Here is a 22,941-nt window from a genome sequence, read left to right on the forward strand (position 1 = left end):
TCGATGACGTGCCAGGTGAGTTTCCTGGGCTGTCAGTGTGCGGCGTTGTACGCCTCTTCGATGTCGGTGGGGATGCGGCCTCGATCGCCGATCTCGTGACCGTTGTCCGCCGCCCACTGCCGAATTGCGCGAGTCTGCGCCGGGTCACGCTTGGCCGGTGTCCCGGCTGTCGAAGGCGTCGACGCGGTTGCGGGGGAGGGTTTACGTTTGCGTCCGCCAACCCGCGCGGCGTGCTTGATGTAGTAGTCGAGCTTTCTGTGAAACTCGCTGGCGTTCTTTGCTTTCAAGTCGATCACGTACTCGACGCCCTGGACCGCGAACTCGATCGTTTCACCGGAGTCGTCGATGACCGATCCGTCGATGTCGTCGACCAATTGAATCGTTTCTAGCTTGGCCACAGTGAAGAAACCCTCTCGCAAAAATGTATGGAAGACAGCTAAGTGAGCGTATAACGGGTCTGCGTGGTCGTGACAACTGTGGGTGCGGCGCGCGTGGTTCGGATGCAGGATCGAGAGAGTGCGATTATGGGCAGCGCTCCATTCGTGGTCGGCGATGAAGCCCAAGTTACTAGTCGTGTGCACTTCAATGTCGGGGCAGCCGATGCAATGGCAAGATTTCTTGCATGCATTCTAGGGCCGAGGGGCATGCTGGAATCGGGCTGACAGCTCATCCCGAAACTCGTCGCTTCTGTCTTTGATCCAATCCATCAGCTGCCTCATGCCATTCGTTTGCCCGACTGGCGCTGGCCGTCGTTCGTGTGGTTTGAACTTGAATTGCGGTACGGGTTCCTCGCCATCCCAAATGTCGAATTTTGCAGTCAGTCGATCGAGGAAAGTTGTGGCACGCGCGGTAGTCGAGTTCACGACGAAACTTCGGTGTCGGCGGACAGCGCCGGGTGACGAGCGTGTGTCTGACAGTTCCTCCTTGCGACGATCGAGCACTCGCACTTGGCTGCGGATGACAGCTATCGCGCCACGGGTTTCGACAGACCAACTGCCTCTTCCTACCTGGGCGGCCCAAGTGTCTACGGCGCGGCGCGCATCGTTGGGTAGTTCACGCGATCGGGCGATGTACGGGGCGACGTCGTCGACGCTTCGCCCACTATGGAACTCGTGGTCGAGGTCTCGGAGGTTGTAGGCAATGCGCCTCTCCTCCAGCGCGAATGCCGATGCGAACCCGATCTTGCGGTCGCGGTCGCGCTCTTTCCTGTCGCGGTGGGCCTGTTGTTTGTCGAGACAGCGATCATGGGCGAGCTGGTCTGTGAAGAATTTGTATGCAATGGCAAGACCCGCGACGGTTATTACTGTCGGTACTCCGGGTGTCTGCAGCCACTTTGCGCTCCACAATCCGACCAGAATCTCTGCCACCCATTCATGCGGGATAGTGCACCGCATTGCCATCTTTCAAATTCTCGCTACCGAGGACGATGCTGCCCGACGGGTCCGTCGGCGGCATCATCTGGCAGTCGACGGTGGCGACGACGTCGACTGCTTTAGTTCTGTTGGTTGTTCCTCGTGCCTCCACGAGCTCAGTTGCCTCTGGGGCTGTGGTGAAGATCGTGCACCGAGAAATCAGTTAGGTATGGTGCGCCCCACTGGTCTCTTCTGCGCTGAACCCTTGAGGCTCTGCACCCCCTCCTCGGCGAGGACAACGCAGATAGGTTGGGTGGCGTTCAGTTCGGGAAGAGGTCGTCTAGCTCGGCCCCGGTGAGCAGCTTCCCGCGTGTCGGGCTCAGGAGGGTGCCGAGCCAGCGTCCGCTGGGCAGTCGAGTTTCTACCTTGGTGCGGGCATCTCCACGAGAGGCTGCGCTGTCGTCTCCACACAGTGCGTCGTATTGCTGTAGTCGATCTGCAAGTAGGTCGTACAGGTGCAGCGCGGCCGCGTGGTTGATCAAGGCGATGCTGTCTCGTGCGGCTTCTTGCGCGTCCTTCTGAACCTCCGTAGCGGGGGTCAACAGGCAGCCGTAGACATGGGTTTTGGGTGCGCGGGTCTTCTCGACCCGGATCTGACCGAGCAGCTGATTGACGTCCGTGCGGCTCAACGGAGGTGGGGTACCGGACGGGACAGTCTTGACTTCCCACACACGGCGTTCGGAGCGTTTGGTGGTCGACCATGTCCATCGACAGTCAGTGGCGCTTTGTTCCTTGTCCGGCGGTCGTTCACCGCTGGTAGCTGCCAACCGCGCCAGCGCGAGCAGACCGGCACATTGCTCGTCGTGAGTTCCTGACGGCGCTCATCGAAATTCCCCACTGACGCTCACTGAAATTCCCCACCCGTGTGGCACCGCCAACGAGGGCGGGCCTCCCCGGATGCTGATGGTCTCTGACCACACACCAGCTACCCGAAGGAGACCCGCTCCTCATGCTTACACGGGAGGAAGACGTGGAAATACACGCCCTGCATCAACGAGGCTGGAAGATCGCCGACATCGCGAGACACACCGGCCGCGACCGCAAGACCATCCGGTCCTACCTCAACGGGACCACCACACCCGGAGTGCGTAAACGCAGCATCCCGGACCCCTTCGAGGTGTTCCTCGCCTACGTCACCGCACGCCTGTCCGAAGACCCACACCTGTGGGTCCGCACCCTCTGCGACGAGCTCGAAGACCTCGGATATTCGATGTCGTATCAAACGCTGCACCGCAAGATCCGAGAACTGAAACTTCGCCCGATCTGCAAAGCCTGCCTCACCGCAACCGAAAGACCCAACGCAGTGATCGATCACCCGCCGGGTGAAGAGACACAATGGGATTGGGTCGATCTACCCAACCCGCCCGCTTCCTGGGGATGGGGCTCGATGGCACATCTGTTCGTCGGAACGCTGGCCTGCTCGGCCAAATGGCGCGGGATCCTGGCCCCGAACATGACCCAACCCCATGTCGTCGACGGGCTCGACCGCATCTGCCGAGGCCTCGGCGGCGTCAGCCGCGTGTGGCGGTTCGATCGGATGGCGACAGTCTGCCACCCCGACTCCGGCTGCATCACGGCCAGCTTCGCCGGCGTCGCGAAACACTACGGTGTCTCCGTCGCGATCTGCCCACCCCGCCGCGGCAACCGCAAAGGCGCGGTGGAGAAGTCCAATCACACTGCAGCGCAACGGTGGTGGCGCACTGTCGCCGACGATCTGACCGTCGAGCAAGCCCAAGCAAGCCTCGACCGGTTCTGCAGCCTGCGCGGCGACACCCGGCTGCGGGCCACCAAAGATGGACGGGCGTCGGTGGGGACGATCGCCACCACCGAGGGGTTGCATACGTTGCCGGCGGCTGCGTATCCGGCGATCCTGAGCACCGACCGGGTCGTCTCGCGCCAAGCGTTGGTGTCCTATCGCGGTAACCGGTATTCGGTCCCACCCGAACTCGCCTGTGCCACTGTGACAGTGACGCATGTTCTGGGCGTCGATGTCATCGACATCGTCACCACATCCGGCATCACCATTGCCCGGCACCGGTTGGCTGCCGATGGGACTGGGGCGATGGTCCGCGATCACGGACATGTCTACGCTCTCGAACAAGCAGCGATGGCTGGTGCGAACACCGGCCGCCCGCACCGCCGGAAAGAACGGATCCCACCCGGTCCCGACGCTCTCGCCGCTGCCGAGAAACTCCGAGCGTCGGCCGAATCGGCACTGCCCTCCGGAGATGGTCAGCGCGAAAGCGGGAGTCATGCAACCGAATCCACTGACACCGGCGCGGTCATCTACGACCTGTCGGTCTACGAACGGGCCGCACACGGAAGGAACACCCTCTGATGGTCGACAAGAAAACAGGCGACCGGGTGCCGGCACCGAACACCGCCGAAGCGGCGAGTCTCTATCAACGCCTGCGTGGGCATCTGGCGGTCCTGAAGCTGCACGACGCCGCCGAAGCGTTGCCCTCGGTCCTCGACCAAGCAGCTGCGGAGGAGCTGTCGATGACCGCGGCGTTGGATCGGTTGCTGTCGATCGAAGTCGAGGCCACCGAGGCACGGCGTTTGACCGGCAGGTTGCGGTTCGCGTGTCTGCCGACGCCGGCATCGCTCGAGGACTTCGACTACGACGTCGCAGCCGGTATCGACCGCAAGCTCATCGACGAACTCGCGACCTGCCGCTACTTGGAGACGGCGACGAATGTGCTGCTCATCGGCCCGCCCGGGGTCGGCAAGACGCACCTGTCGGTCGGGCTCGCGAGGGCTGCTGCGCATGCGGGGTATCGGACGTATTTCACCACCGCTGCCGATCTCGCTGCCCGCTGCCATCGGGCAGCGCTGGAGGGTCGGTGGGCTACGACGATGCGATTCTATGCCGGCCCGACGCTGCTGGTGATCGACGAGCTCGGCTACCTACCGCTGCCCGGCGAGGCTGCGTCGGCGCTGTTTCAGGTTGTCTCGCAACGGTATATGAAGACATCGATCGTGATGACCACAAACCGTGGTGTCGGATCGTGGGGTGAAGTGCTCGGTGACAACACGGTCGCCGCAGCCATGCTCGACCGGCTCCTGCATCGCTCGGTCGTGCTCAACCTCGACGGCGATTCCTACCGGTTACGGGACCACAACGCCAGATCGGAGAAGCTCCGTAAAGCCACCACCGGAACCCGCCAACCACTACAGTGAAGACCGCTCACGAGTGGGGAATTTCGGTGAGCGCGGTTGGGGAATTTCGCTGAGCCTCGTCATTCCGGCCAGCAAGGCGCGTCCGGCCGATATTTCCTTTGCCAGTCGGGTACCGGCCTCTCGACGCCACTCATCCCACGCGAGGAACAGCTGGTCGGTGTCATCTGCGGGATTGGTGAAGCCGTCGAGGTCCGAGATTGTGCGACGAAGCCTCTGGAACCATGCGGTCCGGGGTCCGTCGTGGGTGGCATCCTCCAATGCATTACGGGCCGCTGCGAAGTCTTTGGGGGTGCCGCCGGTGAAGTGTGCGTGGGCTTCGACGTACCGCCAGAACGCGGCGTGTTCGGTTTCGTCCGCGGCCGCGAGTTTGTCCGATGCTTCGCGTGCGTGTTGTGCCGCTGCTGTGTGGTCGCTGATCCACATGTCAGCGACGGCGGTCACTTCGAGGTCGGCGCTCGATACGGTGCTGCTGCCGCCTGTCTTCTTTCCTGGTCGTCGCCGGCGAGGCCGCGTAGACGCTGGTGACGCGGTCGACGTCGCTGCGGTCCAGAACTTGTCACAGGCTTCCCGTGTGCCGGCCCAGCCGGTGTCGTAGATTTCCAGTGCTCCCTTGATGGTGTCTTGGGTGCCGTCGGGGATGGATTGTCGAACGACGGTTGTCGGCCAGCACACGAGCGAACAGTGGGTCCAAGCCCAGGTACATCGATCGGTCCGAGGGCTCGCGGTTGGCGCGGCCGAGTGCTTGCGTGACGCGCTGGCCGACGCGGTGTCGCATGAAGCTGGCATCACCGAGATAAGCGACGACGAAGCGCTCGAATTCGCTGCTTGCTTGGGGTACCGATGTGATGATGACGAGCTTGCACAGGTCGCCGGCGAGGTCGAGACCGTCGTAGCGGCCGGCGGCGATGAGGTGGCCAGAGGGTGCGTGAGTCCAACTGTCGAATGCGGAGTCGTCACTGGGCTTCAGCCTAAATACAGTGAGCTTTTCCGCCAACAATTTGGTCTGTAGGGCGTCGGCTTCTGCGTGGCTCGAGCACAGCCACGCCGTTCTGCCGCCCGCTTCGGCCGACTGTTCGAGCGCCCAGGCAAGTGTGTTCGGACCGAGCGCTTCGTCTGGGCTGGGGTTGAGTACGAACAGACGCTCACCAGTGGATGCCGCATTCAACGGGTCGGCGGTTGACAGGGCCATAATCTGTCGGCCGCCTACTCGTCGTTGCAGGTCGTCCATGGTTCCGAGCGTTGCCGACAGGTAGATACGCTGCTTGGCACGTGAGTACCACTTGTTGAGGGTTGTCGGCGGATGATAGGGCCGGATCTCGATCCCGGAAGGCCCGATCAGTACCCCGCAATGCCCGAGGTGGTCTCGGATGGTGGGCCACACATATTTGGCTTCTTGGGCCTCGACGTACGGCGATGCTTCAATGGCGTTACGTATACGTTCCTCAAGAGTCTTCCAGTCCTTGAAGGACAGTAGTTCTGGCGGAGTACCAGACCGGGCTGTTCCGTCCTGCATGGCGTGCAGTCCGGGGTATGACGATGTGTATGTGATCACGAACCCGCAGATCGTCCGATAGAGCGACCTGGCCGCACCGCTTTCGTCGGGGATGCGAAAGGTCTGCATAGAACTCAACGGTTGTTCGGCGAGGTGAGCATCGTCGAAGATAACGAGGTCGGCGGGCTCGGGGACTGGGCTGGAGTTGAAGTAGACCCAGTAGTTCATTACGCCGACGACCTGACCCTGGTTGTAGTCGTCGAGCGTGGTCCCGCCGTAGGACTTGCCCGCGAAAAGGACCACCTCCAACCCGAGCTCCTCCGCTTCCGCTCGAACCCGCTCGGCGAGTTGACGTGTTCCGGCCAGATAGGCGACAGTGCGGCCTTGATCAAGCGCGTAGTCAGCGATCAGCAGAGCAACTAGTGTCTTGCCCTCGCCGGTGCCCATTTCGATTGCCAGGTCCGGAGTGGCCAAATGTTCTGCGGCATATGCGCTGAGAACTTGGCTCTGGCTGGGACGTAGCCCGATGAAACGTGCAGATCCCAACGCAGTCATGCGGTTTGCGAAGTCCGGCACGGTGCCATCGATCGTCAACGTCACATACCCTTCGTCGAGCCCAGCGGCTTTCGACTGTACCTGCGAACTCCCATGTTGTTTCAGGGTTTCCGACTCGCTGAGTTTGAGCGATAGCTGCCGACGCTACGGGTGCTATCGGCAGGTCGATGCTGGTTCCGCTAAGTATGCTGCGGGGCCATTTCGACGACGATGCAGTCGTGCTTGATCGGGGTCAGCCTGCAGTCATCGTGACTGAGGTCTAGGAGCGGACAGCCACGACCAGTACGAACAGCCGGTCGTCCGATCATTGTTCGGCATTGATTGCGATGCGAAATTCTCCTGCGAATCCGGTTCCGTCGACGGCAAACGTCCAGTCACCGGCGTCGTTCCGTGCCAGCTGTTGCACGCCGTTGGCCGTGTTGTCGGCGAGAAGTCCCAGCTCGGCCTCGTATTGCGGGTCGTTGCTGCCGAGAAACCGTTCACCGGTGTGCACGAACACGGCCGGTCCACCAGCGCGAGGGAACACCTGTACGTAATACTGCTTTCGGAAGATCACGTTGTCGGAGAACCCGACGCCGTAGCTGTCTCTCTCGCCGACGTATACATCGAGGCGGAAGACCAGACCCGGCACGTCCGTGTCAGGTTTGTCATCCTGATCGACCCAGCCTTCCCAGACCAACCGATCCGGCCCAGCCCACCCCGTGGTGCGATCGCCGGCATCGTCCAGGGGATTCCTGAGTTCACCTTCCAGGTCGGGTGGCCCGCCGAGCAGGTCCGGACGGTCGAACGGGCCGTAGCAGTTCTCCGCCTCCGGGCTTTGGTGAAACAGCTCGAAGTCCACGTACCGCGGTTTGATCGTCACCCCGAAGTAGAACTCACTTTTTCCGAAACAGTCCTGTCCCCGCTCGACTTTTGCCTCGTCGAGCCAGAGCTGGATGCGATGCGACCCGTGCAGGAACCGCATCGCTATCTCGTAGGATTCCCTGCACGTCACCAGTGAGTCCACCCCGCCGTGGCACTTGTGTACGAAGGTGCGGGGCGCGCCGGGAAGCTGCGCGGCGGACTGTTTGACGAGCCCATCGCTGCGGTTCGTACTTAGCGAACCTCCGTCGAACAGGGTGGACAGCCGATTTGCCAACGAAGCTCCGCTCGCGCCGTAGGTGCGGTAGTTGGTGCCGACGACAGTCAGGATCCGCTGGATCGGAAACGCGTCCAAGACCTTCAAGAACCTCGTGCTCGACGGCGAGAACGAGGCCAGTTCGTCGCTTGCGTCGCGCGCGCCCGGCAGCAGGTCGAGCAACCAGCGGGGCACGCGTTGAAAGGCAATCCCGCGGTGCGGTGTGCCGAGGGTGACGACGCGATGCACCAGTCTTTGAGCTGAATGGTGTGCGTTCTCTTCCATCGCCAACAGGGCCTCCCGCATAACCAGCCCACCCATGCTGTGGGCGATGACGTCGACGCCGTCGAATGTCTGGTTGTGCTGTTCTGACGACCGTTCGATCAGGGAAATGAGGCGGACCAGCCCTTCCGCGTATCGGGCCAGGGTCCGCGGCGAGAGGTCGTAAAATCGGTACACCCATATCGTCCCGGAAGTGGCCTCGTTGAGAACGCGCGCGGCCGTGCGCGGATCGATGACAACGCTGCCGCCTACATCAGAGGGGTCGTATTCGCCCGTGTCGGCGGGTCCTTCGACATTCTGCGCGTAGTAGCCCACAACGTTGGTCGCGTCTGTGTAGCGGTACCTCTTCGCTTTCAGTGCGCGGAGCAGGAAGCCCTCGTAGATGTAGTTGTCACCACGCTTGGTGGGGTAGACCGTGCCGTCGTTGTATCCCTGATACGCACTACGCTGATCATCAGCGACATCGACGCCGCCGAACCCCCTGATCAGGATTAACGGTCGGCATTTTATTTCGCCCATCTGAACCTCCACGAGTGTTCGTCGCAGCAGGCACATGCCCCCGCTGTAACTCGTCGTCCTTGACTCAAATCGACGGGTGGAGATACCTGAGGTGCAACCGCGAACCCGCTGAGCTGGTCGTTGCGGCCAGGCCGCTTCTGATGGTCCTCGTGTTGGGGGGCGATGTCACTGGTAGTTAGGGCTGACAACCGTTTGAACGGCAGACCCGTTGGCCTGCGGATGAGAATTCGAGCTGTTCGTGGTGTCCGGTCCTGACGCTAGTGTGCATCGACAGAGACAGCCAACAGGGGCCTTGGCCTATCGGTGGGGGTGAATGATCATGCGAGACAAGAGCGGTGGAGATGTGAACGTCGACGGAAGCGGGGACGCCGTAGGACACGTCGTGGACAGGTTCGCCGCGGTGATGACCGAATTCGACGTCGATACTGCCGGCGTGGGTGTGCCGTGTATCGATTCGGTGTGGCAGGGGGAGTTGCGGGGATGAGGGGCCGGCAGCTCGTCGTTGTTGACGTCCACACCACGGGGCCGTCGTTCGAGGCTCACGAGGCCTTCGAGCTCGCCGCGATCGACGGTGCATCCGGGAGGGTGTGGGATCTCGCGCTGCCTTTGACATCGGCACAGCTCGAACGGGCGGATTCAACATTCCTGCAGCTCAGCGGATACCACCGTCGACGGCTGGTGGAAAAGGCGCAGCATGACGCGTTGACCATTGGAACGGAGCTCGCGGCGCTCAGTGATGTGTTGGCTGGAAACACGCTCGGCGGCGCAGATCCGGAGATCCATGCGGCATTTTTGAGCAAGGTCTTTCACCGGCATGGTGTCCGGTCGCGTTGGCACCACCTGCCCGCAGATATCGCGGCGTTGACCGCCGGTGCCCATGGGATCCCCGCAACCAACATTCCGCGGCTGGAGGTGTGCTGCGAATTGTGGAATGTGCAGCTCGCGGAATTTCCTTCGGCGCTGGATCGGGCGCACGCTGTCGCCGATTGCTTCGCGGCGTTCGACCGCAGAAGCGGACGGGAATCGGTGTCGGCAACGCTCAGAGGCGAGTAGGTGTTGAAGCAGCCGCTTATTGCGCTGGGCCACACCTGAGCCCCGCAGTTCTGTCTCGGTAGTCACGCTATCGCAGGCGGCGAATCCAGACGAATGGTATTCTACGAGTTAATACTCGTATTTGATGGCAGCGGCCGTCACCGTTGGACGTGGGGATCTGATGGATCTGTTCATCGATGTCATAGCCTCAATCGCTTCCTGGTGTGCTCCGATGGTTCTGCTCGTGGCTGCCGCAATCCTCTTGGTGGAATCCGGCTTGCTCGTCGGGTTTCTCCTCCCGGGTACTGGCACGGTTCTGGCGGTCGGTGCTCTCGTGGGGCTGGGCGAACTTGATCCCGTCGTGACGGCGATCGTCCTGATCGCTTCGTCGACAGCAGGGGCTCAGCTGGCCTTTCGGTCCATCAGGCGTGGATCGTGTCGCGCTGATATCGCCGGCGCAGGCCGCTTTGCGCGCCTGATCAACAGGGTGCTTGCTCGGGCACGTCAGTTGTTTTCGGGGGATGCGCGCGTCGGGACAGTGACCACGCATTTCGTCGGAGGCGCGAGGACCTTGGGGCCACGTCTCGCTGCGGGTTCCTCGTTGTCGTTCTCGAGGTTCGCGGTGTTGAATATCGTCGCCGCAACCGTGTGGGTCACTCTTCTGTTGACCACGGGAAGCGTGTTGGGAGCCAACCCCGCGTGGATCCCCTGGGCCACTGGCGCTTTCGTCGTGGCCGTAGTTGGAGTCATCGCAATTCGGGCATTTCGGCGCAGTGACGCTCCGGTTCCCGGCGGCACAATTCCCGCCCGTCGATCTGATCGACGGGGCGGGAATGCGGCTGTGCCGTGCAGTTGTGCCCGTGTCATTCGCGGCCGGCTGATACCCAACTCATGTCGGGTGCTCGGGTTCCGGTGACGGCGTCGGCGAGGGTGTCGAGGACGGCGAGCTGGTCCGCGGTGAGTTCGATGTGCACCGAGCCCGCGTTTTCGGTGACCCGATCCGCATTCCGAGTGCCGGGTATCGGAACGACGGGCAGCGCGAACTGTGTACCTTTCACCCGTAGCCACGCCAATGCGATCTGGGCGGGCGTGGATCCGTGCTGTGACGCGATGTCTGTCAATGGGGCGAGGGCGTCGGTGTTCGTTTCGAATGCGTCGAGTTGAAAGCGGGGTAGATACCGCCGAAAGTCGTTGTCGCCGAGCTGTTCCTGTTTCACTTTTCCGGTGAGCATTCCGCGTCCCAGTGGGGAGTAGGGAACGAATCCGATGCCGAGTCGAGCTGCGGTCGGGACGATGGCGTTCTCGACGTCGCGGCTGAACAAGCTCCATTCGGACTGGACCGCGGCGAGCGGATGGGTCCGGTGCGCTCGTTCTAGTTCGGGGGCGGTTACTTCCGATACTCCGATGTGCCGGACTTTTCCGTCGGCGATGAGCTCGGCCATCGCTCCGATGGTGTCGTCGATCGGGATGTGTGGGTCGACCCGGTGAAGGTAGTAGAGGTCGACGACGTCCACGTCGAGGCGACGCAGGCTGTTGTCGATGCACTGGCGGACGTAAGCCCTGTCTCCGCGGCTTCTGCGGCCGGGTTCGGTTACGGAGGTATCGATACCGAATTTGGTGGCGACGGTGACCTCGTCGCGACGGTCGGCGAGGAGTCTGCCGATCAGTTCCTCGTTGGTCCCGAGGCCGTACACATCTGCGGTGTCGATGAAGTCGATGCCGAGGTTGACGGCGTGATGCAGGGTCTTCAGTGCTTGGTCGGGGTCGGATTCGCCGTACATCGAGGTCAATGCCATGCCGCCGAATCCGAGTGCGGATACTTCGAGGCCTGTTCCGAGGTTCACGTGTGGGAAGTCGGTCATGATGCTGTCTCCTTGGAGGCGCTCGTTTCGGGTCGACCGCGTTCGACTGCCTGTGTGTCCGCGGGTCCGGCCACTGCGGTGAGGTAGGTCCGTATGGCTGCAGGGTTCTGCAGCGAGCCGGTCATGCCCACTATGCGGTCGGGACGCACGACAGCGACACCGCCCTGTCCGAGCTCGCTCGAAACGATCTCGTGGGTGTCGATCACGGTGGGAGTTGCGCTCAGAAGTGTGGTGGGGGAGTGGACCACGACCACGACGTGCAGCCGCGACCCCCACGAGTCGAGGATGGCATGTAAGGCCCGGAGTTCGTCGATACTGGTGATGGTGGCCAGCGCCAGGACTCGTCGGTCATCGAGGAGGTCGGGCAGCAACTTGTCGACCTCTCCGTCGAACTGGACGGGATGCGGGGGCAGGAACTTGCCCGGCGAGATGGTTCGACCGCGCCCGCCCCCGCGGGCCACTGACGGGCCGTAGGCCGTATCGATCTGCGCCAGTTGAGGAACGACACGCCGGGTGAGGAGCCCTGTCGCCGAGAGGATTCCGAGGATTCGGTCGCGGATCCACCGCGAAACGGCAGCACGAGTTGTCCACAGTTTCGTCTGAAGATCGGTCATCGCGGCGACCGATTCTGCGACGGGTCGTCGTTCGAGTTCATATGTTTCGAGTAGTGCTGCATCGGCTCCGTCGACCGCTACTGCTGCAAGTTTCCACGCGAGATTCGCCGCGTCCTGTATTCCGGTGTTCATACCTTGACCTCCCGCAGGACTGTGAATATGTGCAGCGTCGCCGGCAAGGATGAATCGGCCCGACACGTAGCGCGAGGACAGTCTCCGGTGTACTCGAAAGTCGCTCTGCCAAAGCACATTACTGACCCGGAAGCGGCCGAGGCCGCGTTGGCCGAGCATGATGTTGGCGCGATCGGTGATCTGAGTCGGCGGTATGAGCGCAGGGGAAGCGGACTGACGGTGTCCGAGAAATACCCGGTGTCCACCACCTGGGAGCGGGACGACGACCGTCACCCCGTCCGGGTGGAGATGGTACTGAGCCTCCCCGACCGACCCATCGGTTTCTAGGGTGCCGTCCACCAGCAGAAAAGCGTCGTCGTAGCTGTCGCCGTCGAAGTCGATGGCCGCTGTTTTCCGCACGGTGCTGTGTGCACCGTCGGTGCCCACGATCCACTCTGCTGTTGTGGTGAAGCGGATTCCGCTCGGACCGACCAATGACGCCCTCGCCCCGTCGCTGGGCCCGGCAGGGTCCGGATCGAGGGCACCGAGGAACTTGTGCCGCCAGCGGACCGTACCTCCCAGCGCCTGGTAGAGCTCGAGGAGAGCTGCCTCGACGAGGGGCTGCGGAAGGGACAGTGGTTTGTGCAGGCCGGGCTGGTCGAGGCCGGTGAAGTCGACGTGGCCGATCTGTGACCCTTTCGACCAGTACGACGCTCGGTCGAGAGTGACGCCGGCATCGAATACCGCGGGATCGACACCGAGGATGCGCAGGCTCTCCTGGGCGGCACTCCAGAGTACGAGGGCTTTCGGTTCGGTCGAGGGCCCCGACTTGCCGTCGATAATCATGTGGTCGACGTTCCTGCGGGCGAGCTCGCAAGCAAGCGTCAGACCTGTGGGGCCCGCGCCGACGATGAGGACGGTGTGCTCGGTCATGTCCGGACTCCTGACGGGCGAGGCGGGGCGAGGCTGGATTGTTCGGCCGAGATCACGTCCTCGTATCCGGTGGACGGCGCGTCGCGGGGTAGGGGAGAGGCCGCTGCGTGCGGGTCTGCTGCCGCGGGGTCGACGAGGAAGTCCTTGCGTCTGATGAGGGTGAATGCCGCGATCGCACCGATGAGGGTGACGATTCCCGCGATCGTCGTGACCTGATGCAGCGCCGAGATGAACGCGATTTCTGCTGCCACCCCAACGTCCTGCCCGGTCTCTTGCAGCGCCGCGACGGCCCCGGAGGCCACGGCGTCGACGGTGGCGTCGAGCTGGGCCGGAGTCAGGGCGGATCCGTACGCGGTGTCGAGTTCGGATTCGATGGTGCGATGAGCCAAAGCTCCGAGTACCGCCACGCCCAATGCCGCACCGACCTGCTGGAATGTCTCGTTGATCCCAGCTCCCATCCCTGAGTCTTCGGCCCGAACGAGAGCCACTGCCGCGCTCGCACGGGGTGGATTGTGTAGTCCCATACCGAGTCCCGCGATCACAAACCCCGGTAACAACGCCGTCCAGCTGTCACCGACGTCCGCGAATCGAAACAACAGAAACCCGATTCCTGTGCACAACAGCGAGATTCCGATCAGAATCGATGTCGAGATCCGGGCGCTCAGTATTCCGCCCACGGCACCGGATATCAGCAGGACGCCGGTAAGCGGCAGGAACCTCAATCCGGTCTCGATAGCCGAGTAGCCCAGCACGCCTTGCATCCACAGCACCGAGAACAAGATGGTGGCCGTGACGGCGAAGTTGATCGCAAACGTTGCCGCGGACAGGCCGTTGAAGGAACGGTTTCCGAACAGGACCATGTCGAGCATGGGATTGCGGACGCGGCGCTCGACCACAGCGAAGCCGAGGAGGGCGAGCACACCGACCGCCAACGCTACCGCGGTACGTGGGTCGGTCCATCCCACGACGGGTGCCCGGATGATTGCAAAGATCAACGCGAACAGACCTGCGGAGAACAGTGCCAGACCGAGGGGGTCGAGACCGCGGCGCGCGGTCGATGTCTGGTGGTCCCGGACTTTCAGAGCGACGACGGCCAGAATGATCAGTCCCACAGGGATATTGAGGTAGAACACCCATCGCCAGTCCACTTCGGTGAGGATGCCTCCGATCAACGGTCCCGCAGCGATGGCGATGCCCGAGGTGGCCCCGAAGATGCCGAAGGCGGTTCCTCGTTGGCGGCCGTGGAACGTCGCTGCGATCATCGCTGGGCCGACGGCGTACATGATGGCCGCGCCGAGGCCTTGAACTCCACGTGCTGCGTTGAGCAGAGTTGCTGACCCAGCGAGACCGCAAGCCACGGACGCGAGGGTGAAGGCCAGCGCGCCGACGGCGAAGATCCGGGTGCGGCCCAGTCTGTCCGCGATCGAGCCGGCGGTGAGCAGAAACGCGGCCAGTGCCAGGGCGTAGGCGTCGATCACCCATTGCAACTGCTCGAAGCTGGCCGAGAGGTCTCGTTGTATCGCGGGCAGTGCGACGTTGACGACGGTGAGGTCCAAGAACAGCATGAATGTTCCGAGGCAGACCGCTGTCAGCGTCCACCAGCGTTCGGGGGCCGACTGCAGCGGTTCGGGGGTGCTCATGCGGACTCCTCGAGGAGCGCGTCCGCGGTGGGTTGCGCGGCCGGCTGCTGGCGTCCGAACCAGGCGTCGATTGCCTCGATGGCTCCCGCGGTGTCGGTGAAGTGATGTATCTGCATTCCGTGCGCTCGGGCGGCTTGGCAATTGCGTAGGTCGTCGTCGACGAACAGGCATCGAGCGGCAGGGACGCCGAGTCGTTCGGTCGTCCGGCGGTAGATTTCGGGTTCGGGTTTGCGGACACCTTCGTTCGCGGAGACGACCTCGACGCTGAACAGGCCTGTGGGGACGATTCCTCGCCACTCGGGTTCCCATTCTCGGACGTTGTTGGTCAACAGTCCCAGAGTTCGTCCTTCGGATTTCAGCGTGTGCAAGTAGTCGAGAAGTTCCGAGTTGGGGACCCGGCCGGAGAACCATGCCGGCCGGAACTGTGACAGGTCGATAGCGCGTCCGGTCATGGTTTCCAGTGCCGATCCGACTCGGTCGAGGAAGGCCGCTTCGGTGATTTCGCCGCGTTCGAGCGGGGCCATGATCGTTTCGTCCGGGTCATCGTGCGCGGTGAACAGGGCACCCATCAGGTCCTCCGGTTGCACGGACATGTACTCGGTGAACGCCGCGATGGTGTCGGCGATGGGGTTGGTCAGGACGCCGCCGTAGTCGACGACGAGAACGAGGGGACCGGTGTCGATACTGTTGTCGGACATCGTCATCCCACCTCGACCTGCGAGCGGACGATGACGACGTCACCCTGGACGAGTTCGAAAGATGCGACGATCCCAGTCCCGGACTCGGTGGGTGCGGTGTCGATCAAGCGGCAGTAGACAGGAAGCTCGTGTTCGGCGAAGTCGAGGAACTGGATGTCGTAGCGCACCGGGGAACCGACCGACGATTCCGGCAGTGAGTGGGTGTCGAGGACGGCGCACACCGATGCCTGCCTGCACGCTTCGGTCAAGAGCATCCCCGAGACGTGGTCGACCTTGTGATCGGAGAGCGACGGGTGGTTGTTGTCGACGACGACCTCGTACGTCGTGTCGGGGTGTTCGGTGCCGGTGGAGGCGATGACGACGTTCTTCGAGTCCCGCCGGGCAACGCGTGCAGGCGGAAGCGGCACGGCGGCAGAGGTATACGGCTGATCGGGGGTGTTCTTCGCTGCCCGCCCGGCCGCGCGCATCTCGGCGAACATCTGCTTGGGCATGAAGCTCAGGGATCCGACGAATTCGCCGACAGGCACGCCGTCGAGAACGGTCTGGTACCTACCGACCGCCCCGGTCAGGTACCCCTCGACGTGGAACCGCTTCTCGAATTCGACTCGGATGACCAACCGGCCCGGTGTTTCCCCGACCTGGAGGGCAGCGAGGTCGGTCACCGACACCGAGGCCTTGCGGAAGACGAACGCCCAGTCCTTGGGTACTCCGTAGAACTGGTGACTGATCAGGATCGAGGCCTGCCTGCATGCCTCCACGAGGATCATGGGGTCGTACCGGTCGTCGAGTCGGTCGCTGTAGAGGGCATGCCCTCGCGGTAGCTGCGCGGCGACGACGAATCGGTTCTCGCCCGTCGCAGCAGCGTCGGTGAGGAAGACCTCGCTGACAGCTGCGCGGTGGACGAGGCTTCGCGGCACAGTGCGATCGAATGTCAGTTCACTGGCGATATCGAACGGTGGTGTGGTGACAGTCATTTCTTCCCCCAGGAAGGTGGTCGCAGATTTTCTGCTTTGTGCGAAACGCACCGATCGGTACGTGGTTTCAAGTACAGCGCCACGTTTTCGATAAGTCAATTCTTTTCACGTTAATTCCAAATGTTCGGAAAGTGATTCCCGTAACAATATAATTTCAGTTCGAGCGCAGATATACCGCCAGTAATTCGAGCACTATTGTGAGCCTGTGCACACGGTTAAGTGCACAGGCTCGCAATAGTGCGTTCAGCTATTTGATGCCGATCTGATGCGGTCAGTGGGGTTGTCGGGCGTCGAGCCACTGGTCGAGCGAGTCGAAGACGATGGCGGCGTTCCGTGCGTGGCCCATGTAATGGCCTGCGTGAGGAATCGTGATCGCCTTTCTGTCCGATGTTCCGGTGAACGATGCAATATGTTCGTCACCGAATTGCACGCGTGCGTCGTCCTGTCCGTAGAGGCCGAGAACTGGAATGTCTATGCTCGACATTTTGGCCAGGTCGAGAAGAATTCCGGGGCCTTGTGAAAGCATGTCGCCGCACGGGTGTTGGTTCTGATAGGGCGCTGCTGTATCGATTACTTGTTGTTCGGTATCGGCATAGTTTCCTGTCACGAATTCAGTGGTTCCTTGGTCGTAAAAGGTGTAGCCCTTGGCGGCGGGATTGTTTTCCGATGCCGAGCCTCCGGTGAGGCAGCGTGGTGTGGCGGCGAAGAATCTGACGTAGGCCTCGGGTGTCAGTCCGCGATCGGCCCAGTCCATGACGACGAGAGCGTCGACGTCGTCGAAGGTGTAGGCCTCGATCTGGACGATCTGCCCGCCGTTCGACTGGCCGGCGAGGGTGATGTGCCCGAAGGTGGGGGCCGTTCCGGATGCATCCCATTGATAGGTGCCGGTACGCAGCGCTTGGACGATCTGATGGGCCATCGTTGCTTGGGACCCCACGCACATGGCCCCGCCTGCCGGAGCGTCGCTCGTGTCGTATCCGAGTCTGTCGATCGTCAGTGAGGTCTGTCCGCGAGCGGCCATTTCGTAGGTGTGGTGGTATCCCTCGACTGGAAGACGCCAGTACCATTCGCCGGCTGCGATGCCGTGTTCGTAGAGGGTGATGGCGTTGCCGAAACCCTCTGCGGGAGCGGTGAGATGGCCACGGATGGTGTAGGTTCCGCCGTCGGCGGTGCACGGGACGGCTGTGTCGTTGGTGTTGCGGACTGTGAAGGACACCGGTACGTCGATCACGTCCGATCGGGTCGGCTGCGCGGAGGCGATGGCCGTTCCACCGAGAAAGATGGCGGTCGACGCGACGGTTATCGCAATCGCGGCGAGGAGCCGTGAGAGGGGGTGATGGCGGCTGTCGAGCATGGGGTACTCCGATCGGGGCGGGGATGTGGTGGCTGGGAGCGTGCGAGTGCAGTGCTCATACAGGGGTTTTGGGTCTTCCAGGGTCGACTTCGGTACCAGGTGTATCGACGCGTGGAGCATCGGTGATGCCGATGAGCTGGTGCAGGCGTGCCAGTGGGCGCGGTGCCCACCAGTTCCAGCGGCCGGTCAGGGCCATGATGGAGGGGACGAGGATCGCTCGGATGACGGTGGCGTCGATCAGGACCGCCAGTGCCATGCCGATTCCGAGTTGCTGAAGGAAGGTCACCCCGGAAGTGGCGTAGGTGGCGAAGGATGCGGCCAGGATGAGAGCTGCTGCGGTGACGACGGGTGCGGAGCGTGAGATGCCATCGATGATGGATTGGCGATTGTCTCCGGTACGGTCGAATTCTTCTTTGATGCGCGAGAGCAGGAAGACTTCGTAGTCCATCGACAGGCCGTAGGCGATGCAGAACATCAGGATGGGGATGCTCGGCTCGATGGCACCGGTAGGGGTGAAACCCAGCAGCCCAGCAAGATTGCCGTTCTGAAAACCCCACACCAGGACACCGAACATGACCGTCAGTGACAGCAGATTCAGAATGGTGGCTTTGATGGGGGCGATGATCGATCCGGTCATCACGAACAGAATGGCGAAGGTGATCAGTGCAATGAGCACGGCCACGAGCGGGAGCCGGGCGGTGACGCCGTCGGTGTAGTCGTCGAGCATCGCGGGTGAGCCGCCGACGAGTACCTGGCCGGGAGGCTCCACCGACCGTACCGCGGAGACGAATCCGGCTCTGTCGTCCAGTGATTCGCGAGTCGGTACCACCGAGAGGTAGCTGCCTGCGGTGTCGGGAGTGAAACGGACGGCGCCGTTCGGTGGAGCAGTGAGCGCCCTGTCGGGTTCGACGGTGCCCAGTGCGCTGTCCACTCGTAGCACCTGGGGCAGTGCTGCGAGATCGGAGGCGTACCGAGCGAGGCCGTCCGGTGCGATGGTCGGTGCGACGAGCAGAATTGCGTCTGCATCCTCGCTGGCGTAGTCGTCGCGGATGGTGTCGTACAGGGCGCGGACCGGAACCGACTGCGGCAGGATGCGATCGTCCGGTGCGCCGAACCGAACGCCTAGTACCGGCGCTCCGAGCAGTATCAAGATCACCACACCGGCGATCGCGAACACTGCAGGTCGGCCGGTCGTGGCCACGGTGATCCGCCGCCACACGGTACTTCCGTCGGTGTCCGGTTCCTTGCGCCGTAAGGCGCGGTGCCCGAGCAGCACCAATGCGGCCGGGAGTACGACCGTAGCGGCGAGCACGGCGGTGGCGACGACGGCTATCCCGGCGTAGGCGAACGAGGCCAGGAACGGGAACGGGAAGACCAGCAGAACGGCCAGTGACGCGGCGACGGTGGCGCCGGAGAACATGATGGTGCGTCCGGCTGCCTGCGCTGCTCGCTGCACGGCCAACGTCAGGTCAGCGGTGCGGCGGGCTTCCTCTCGGAAGCGGTAGATCAGGAACAGTCCGTAATCGACGCCGAGTGCAATGCCCATCACCAGCGCGATGTTCGCCGCGAAGGTCGATACTTCGGTGAAGGCTGCCACCACGCGCATGATGGCCAGGGTGCCGACGACGGAGAACAGTCCGGTTGCGAAGACCACTGCGGCGAGACGGAGCCGCCGTAGGACGGCCCACAACAGTGCGATCACCAGCGGGGCGATGATCAGCTCTGCTCGGAGAAAGTCGGTCCTGGATTGTTCTGCGACGGAGCGGAACACCTCGTCGCTGCCGCCGAGAGCGATGTCGATGTTCGAGGTAGCCGACCGGCTGAGTGCCTCGTCGAGAGCGGGAAGGACCTGTTGCCGGATTTCGGTGGCGTCGCCCGGTGCCCACGCCTGGATCAGCGCCGAGCTGCCGTCCCCGGCGGCGAGGGTCGGAACCTCTTCGGTCCAGTAGGACCATGTGTCGTCGATGCCGGGGAAGGTGTCGACGAACTCGGTCAGACGTAACCCGTCCGCGGCGACGGCCGAGCTGTCGACGTCGCCGGTCTTCGCGGTGACGAGGATGGTGATGTTGGGTGTGCCGGTCTGAAAGGTGTCGTTGAGCAGCGCCTCGGCTGCCGCAGACGGGGCGTTGGTCGCCTCGAACCTGTTCAGGGACAGTGCATTCATCGCACCGGCAGCGACTGCTGCGAGCACGAGGAAGAGGACGCCGGCCACTACGAGGGTGAGGCCGGGTCGAGTTGTGGCGAATCGGGTGGGCATCGCGGGTCCCCCTGCTACCGTGGATACGAGCGATTGCTCGTGATTTGCGAGAATACGAGCGAAAGCTCGTCTTGTCTACCGGAAAGCCTGGAGTTCACATGCCGAATACCTCGACGCCAACTACCTCTCCTGCACCCAAGCGTCAGGATCGCGGACTCAAGCGCATCGCTGCGATCCTCGACGGTGCGGAGGAGTTGTTCGGAGAAGTCGGGTTCGACGCAGCGACCACGAACGCTATCGCCAGCAAATCGGGCATGTCACCGGGTTCGCTGTACCAGTTCTTCAGAAACAAGGAAGACATCGCCGCAGCATTGGCGGAACGCTACGTCGTGGAGTTGACCGACGCCCAATCGGCCGCGGTCGATCCGCGACCGGACGGCTTCGTGGAATCTCTACCGCAGTTCATCGACCGGGCCGTCGACAATATGGTCGCCTTCAATGCGGCCAATCCGGCTTTCCTGCAACTGTTCTCGCGAGCAGATACCCAGCCTGCCCTGTATACCGCAGTCGTACCATTGCAGAGCGAACTCTCCCAGAGGGTCGCCCAGACCTTGGCCGCACTCGCACCGACCCTGTCCAGCGAACGCATCGACCTCCACGCGCTGGTGGCCTTGCAGATCACCCGCGGAATGATGCCCGTCATCGCCGCAGAAAAAACTAACAAGAAGGACCAGCTCGTGACCGAGCTCAAGGCGGCACTGATTCGTTACCTGTCCGAGGCACTCGCCTCACCCTGACGGAACAGAGACCCGCGCCGCCGCAGGCCGTGCGTACTCCCAGTCTGAAAAAAGCTGCAGCAGTAGCTGTTTTGACGTTTTTCAGTTGTGCTGCCAGCAATCACTGCTTTTCGTACACTATGGGATCCGCGCCGATCGATACTTCGATGCGTGGTGGAGCATTCGGTCGAGGCTCAACGCCCCGCGTCGTATGCTCGGTCAGCGATCGGCGACCTTAGGCGCGCACCCGGCGGCGGACCATGCGACCGGCGTGCATCGCCGCAACTTTGGTCCAATCAGGGTGTGCAATTAGCCGTCACAGCTGGACCGATGACCGCCGGACTCACGCAGGTTCCGGTGTTGCCGCGCCGGTCACCGCATGACCTGGGGGACGGTTCGCTGTTTTTCGTTCTTTGGGTGTGTCGATCAATGCGTTATGTGCAGCATCGCGTACCCAGCCTGTGATTCTGTCGAGGGTTTCGGATGGCAGGTGCCATCGTTGCCAATACAGGGGAATGGTGACGTTGTGGTCGGGGTCGAGGTGAACGAGTGTCCCGTCGGCGAGGTCGCGTGCGATTTGTCCTTCCGGTAGCACGCCCCACCCGAGTCCGAGTCGAGCTGCAGTCAGGAATTCGCGGTTCGATGGGAGGTAGTGGATCGGGGGCTCACGGTGCGCCTTGATCTTGCGTAGATAGGCGTGTTGCAGGTCGTCCTTTTTGTCGAATCGCAGCATCGGGAGGCGGCTGGGATCGCAACCGTCGGAGTCGGCGTCGCGAATGAGTGAGGGTGCGCACGCGGGCCAATAGACCATGGCTCCGAGCGGTTCGACCGTACAGCCAGGTGCTGCGGTGCGTGAGGTCGTCACGGCGGCCATGACCGCGCCTTGACGCAGTAGAGCGTCTGTATGGTCCTGATCTTCGATGTGGAGGTCCAGCAGTATCCGTCGGTCGACGGCTATCGCTTTCATCACCGGTTGGAACCACGTCGAGACCGAATCGGCATTGATAGCAAGTGAAAAGCGCAGCGGTGCAGCAGTATTCGTTGTCGTTGAGCCGCCGCGTAGCTCAGCGTCGGCGTCGACGGTGAGGACTTCGATCTGCCGCGCGAGTCGGAGCAGGGCTTGCCCGTTTCTGGTGGGTAGTACCGGCCTGGTTCGCTGTAGCAGCGCGGCCCCCGACGCTCGTTCGAGCGCGGTAATGCGTTGGCTGACTGCAGAAGACGAGATGTGCAACGCCGTTGCAGCTCCCTCGAACGACCCTGAATCGCAGATCGCGGCAAGTGTGGCGAGCTGATCGTGGTTGTACATCCACAAATACTAAACCTAGATCAGCGATACTTAGGAAACGTGCATCGATGCTGGAGCGGTCGTACCGTTCTTGCCGTGAACAACCCCGTTCTGGCCTATCTCCCCGTCGCTATCGTCTTCGGAATAATCCCAGGTCCTGACGTCATGTTGGCGGTCAAGCACTCGCTTACCGGCGGTGTGCGTCACGGCATCGCCGTAGCTTTGGGTGCGGCGACGGGGTCGATGGCCTGGGGCATCGCTGCGGCCGTGGGGTTGGCGTCCTTGCTCACCAGCGTCCCCGGGGCATTCGACGCGGTACGTATCGCAGGTGCCGCCTACCTGGTGTTTCTAGGAATTCAGAGTATCTGGCAGCGCAAGGGCAGCTTCACCGACGTCGATGCCGCGACTTACAACGCGCACCAGCCGAAGTGGTCGCGAGCGTTCATGACCGGTTTCGTCGCGGACCTGTTGAATCCGAAAATGGGTGCGTTCTACCTGGCGGTGCTGCCGCAGTTCATTCCGCGCGACGGGAACGTTTTCGTTTGGTCCATGCTGCTCATGTCGATCGAGTTCGTGGTGGCGCTGATATGTCTGTCCTCGTACGCACTTCTTGCCTCGTCCGCTCGCCGGTTCTTGGAGAAGGGCCGCTTGGGGGCGTGGCTCGAGCGTGGACTGGGTGTTGTTCTGGTGGGATTCGGCGTCCGGCTGGCCTTCGAGTAAACACCCCCGCCGTCCGAGCCCTTCTCCCTTCGCTCTTTCAACTACTCGACCCGAGCCCGACCTGACTTGATTGTGTAACGACGCCTTGGCCCGGGTCCGCGCCCCGGGCCGTCCAATCCCGCCAGGTCTTGGCTTTGCCGTGCCCTAACCCGAACTTTCCTGTACCGAAACCGAACCATCACGCACAC

At 62.6% G+C, this 22,941-nt stretch carries 21 protein-coding genes; 6 read left to right on the plus strand and 15 right to left on the minus strand.

Translation table 11 applies throughout. The annotated features are described in order from the left end of the window. Positions 1-32: 32 nt before the first annotated feature. From CH278_RS00215 to CH278_RS00225, 4 genes are all read right to left on the minus strand, one after another. Positions 33-398 (minus strand): histone-like nucleoid-structuring protein Lsr2, encoded by a 366-nt coding sequence (locus CH278_RS00215; protein ID WP_032375843.1) that lies wholly within the window; start codon positions 396-398, stop codon positions 33-35. Positions 399-629: 231 nt separating this feature from the next. Then, positions 630-1,367, minus strand: a complete 738-nt coding sequence (locus tag CH278_RS00220) for a hypothetical protein (protein WP_141214994.1) — start codon at positions 1,365-1,367, stop codon at positions 630-632. 4 nt (positions 1,368-1,371) lie between these two features. After that, entirely contained in the window at positions 1,372-1,524 is a 153-nt protein-coding gene (locus CH278_RS27270; RefSeq protein WP_155290115.1) for a hypothetical protein, read from the minus strand. Positions 1,525-1,672: 148 nt separating this feature from the next. After that, positions 1,673-2,041: a hypothetical protein gene (locus CH278_RS00225; protein WP_141216643.1), complete on the minus strand. Its 369-nt coding sequence runs from the start codon at positions 2,039-2,041 to the stop codon at positions 1,673-1,675. A 320-nt stretch (positions 2,042-2,361) separates the two neighbouring features. On the opposite strand from CH278_RS00225, the gene CH278_RS00230 reads away from it, so the two are divergent. Both CH278_RS00230 and istB read left to right on the plus strand, forming a co-directional pair. Then, positions 2,362-3,750 carry a Mu transposase domain-containing protein gene (locus CH278_RS00230; RefSeq protein ID WP_032375841.1) on the plus strand — a complete coding sequence of 463 codons (1,389 nt, stop codon included), beginning with the start codon at positions 2,362-2,364 and terminating at the stop codon, positions 3,748-3,750. Continuing rightward, positions 3,750-4,592, plus strand: a complete 843-nt coding sequence (gene istB / locus CH278_RS00235; protein WP_037192303.1) for an IS21-like element helper ATPase IstB — start codon at positions 3,750-3,752, stop codon at positions 4,590-4,592. Before CH278_RS00230 ends, istB begins: the two co-directional genes overlap by 1 nt. Here the strand turns inward: istB and CH278_RS00240 are convergent. The 3 genes from CH278_RS00240 to CH278_RS00250 all read right to left on the minus strand — a co-directional run bounded on the left by CH278_RS00240 (position 4,584) and on the right by CH278_RS00250 (position 8,557). After that, the gene (locus CH278_RS00240) at positions 4,584-5,033 is read right to left on the minus strand and encodes a hypothetical protein (RefSeq protein WP_037192299.1); all 450 of its coding nucleotides are present in this window, start codon (positions 5,031-5,033) and stop codon (positions 4,584-4,586) included. The genes istB and CH278_RS00240 overlap by 9 nt on opposite strands. 115 nt (positions 5,034-5,148) lie before the next feature. Then, the gene (locus CH278_RS00245; protein WP_143538007.1) at positions 5,149-6,639 is read right to left on the minus strand and encodes a DEAD/DEAH box helicase family protein; all 1,491 of its coding nucleotides are present in this window, start codon (positions 6,637-6,639) and stop codon (positions 5,149-5,151) included. Between the two features lie 304 nt (positions 6,640-6,943). After that, positions 6,944-8,557: an esterase/lipase family protein gene (locus CH278_RS00250; protein WP_032375847.1), complete on the minus strand. Its 1,614-nt coding sequence runs from the start codon at positions 8,555-8,557 to the stop codon at positions 6,944-6,946. A 319-nt stretch (positions 8,558-8,876) separates the two neighbouring features. On the opposite strand from CH278_RS00250, the gene CH278_RS27275 reads away from it, so the two are divergent. Both CH278_RS27275 and CH278_RS00255 read left to right on the plus strand, forming a co-directional pair. After that, positions 8,877-9,041, plus strand: coding sequence for a hypothetical protein (locus tag CH278_RS27275; RefSeq protein ID WP_155289035.1), 165 nt, complete (start codon positions 8,877-8,879; stop codon positions 9,039-9,041). A gap of 101 nt (positions 9,042-9,142) precedes the next feature. Next, on the plus strand, positions 9,143-9,610 hold the full coding sequence (locus CH278_RS00255; protein ID WP_139278538.1) for a hypothetical protein: 468 nt from the start codon (positions 9,143-9,145) through the stop codon (positions 9,608-9,610). Between the two features lie 842 nt (positions 9,611-10,452). On the opposite strand, the gene CH278_RS00265 is transcribed toward CH278_RS00255, so the two are convergent. The 7 genes from CH278_RS00265 to CH278_RS00295 form a co-directional block, all read right to left on the minus strand. Then, positions 10,453-11,451: an aldo/keto reductase gene (locus CH278_RS00265; protein WP_015586110.1), complete on the minus strand. Its 999-nt coding sequence runs from the start codon at positions 11,449-11,451 to the stop codon at positions 10,453-10,455. After that, complete coding sequence (locus tag CH278_RS00270; RefSeq protein WP_015586111.1) at positions 11,448-13,109, minus strand: FAD-dependent monooxygenase; 1,662 nt, start codon at positions 13,107-13,109, stop codon at positions 11,448-11,450. Before CH278_RS00270 ends, CH278_RS00265 begins: the two co-directional genes overlap by 4 nt. Next, entirely contained in the window at positions 13,106-14,749 is a 1,644-nt protein-coding gene (locus CH278_RS00275; protein WP_015586112.1) for an MFS transporter, read from the minus strand. The genes CH278_RS00270 and CH278_RS00275 overlap by 4 nt, the downstream gene beginning before the upstream one ends. Further along, positions 14,746-15,447, minus strand: a complete 702-nt coding sequence (locus CH278_RS00280) for an HAD family hydrolase (protein WP_052047793.1) — start codon at positions 15,445-15,447, stop codon at positions 14,746-14,748. The genes CH278_RS00275 and CH278_RS00280 overlap by 4 nt, the downstream gene beginning before the upstream one ends. A gap of 2 nt (positions 15,448-15,449) precedes the next feature. Then, the gene (locus tag CH278_RS00285) at positions 15,450-16,421 is read right to left on the minus strand and encodes a ScbA/BarX family gamma-butyrolactone biosynthesis protein (RefSeq protein WP_015586114.1); all 972 of its coding nucleotides are present in this window, start codon (positions 16,419-16,421) and stop codon (positions 15,450-15,452) included. 271 nt (positions 16,422-16,692) lie between these two features. Beyond that, positions 16,693-17,775 (minus strand): alpha/beta hydrolase, encoded by a 1,083-nt coding sequence (locus tag CH278_RS00290; protein ID WP_015586115.1) that lies wholly within the window; start codon positions 17,773-17,775, stop codon positions 16,693-16,695. 55 nt (positions 17,776-17,830) lie between these two features. Then, complete coding sequence (locus CH278_RS00295) at positions 17,831-20,032, minus strand: MMPL family transporter (RefSeq protein ID WP_052069823.1); 2,202 nt, start codon at positions 20,030-20,032, stop codon at positions 17,831-17,833. A gap of 98 nt (positions 20,033-20,130) precedes the next feature. Here CH278_RS00295 and CH278_RS00300 point away from each other — a divergent pair, with 98 nt between their 5' ends. Then, positions 20,131-20,769, plus strand: a complete 639-nt coding sequence (locus tag CH278_RS00300) for a TetR/AcrR family transcriptional regulator (RefSeq protein ID WP_015586117.1) — start codon at positions 20,131-20,133, stop codon at positions 20,767-20,769. Between the two features lie 322 nt (positions 20,770-21,091). On the opposite strand, the gene CH278_RS00305 is transcribed toward CH278_RS00300, so the two are convergent. Next, positions 21,092-22,054 (minus strand): LysR family transcriptional regulator ArgP, encoded by a 963-nt coding sequence (locus tag CH278_RS00305; RefSeq protein ID WP_015586118.1) that lies wholly within the window; start codon positions 22,052-22,054, stop codon positions 21,092-21,094. 75 nt (positions 22,055-22,129) lie between these two features. Here CH278_RS00305 and CH278_RS00310 point away from each other — a divergent pair, with 75 nt between their 5' ends. Then, positions 22,130-22,753, plus strand: a complete 624-nt coding sequence (locus tag CH278_RS00310; protein WP_032364998.1) for a LysE family translocator — start codon at positions 22,130-22,132, stop codon at positions 22,751-22,753. The last annotated feature ends 188 nt before the right edge of the window (positions 22,754-22,941 follow it).

Source organism: Rhodococcus sp. 05-2254-5, assembly GCF_002258575.1.
Lineage (GTDB): Bacteria > Actinomycetota > Actinomycetes > Mycobacteriales > Mycobacteriaceae > Rhodococcoides > Rhodococcoides fascians.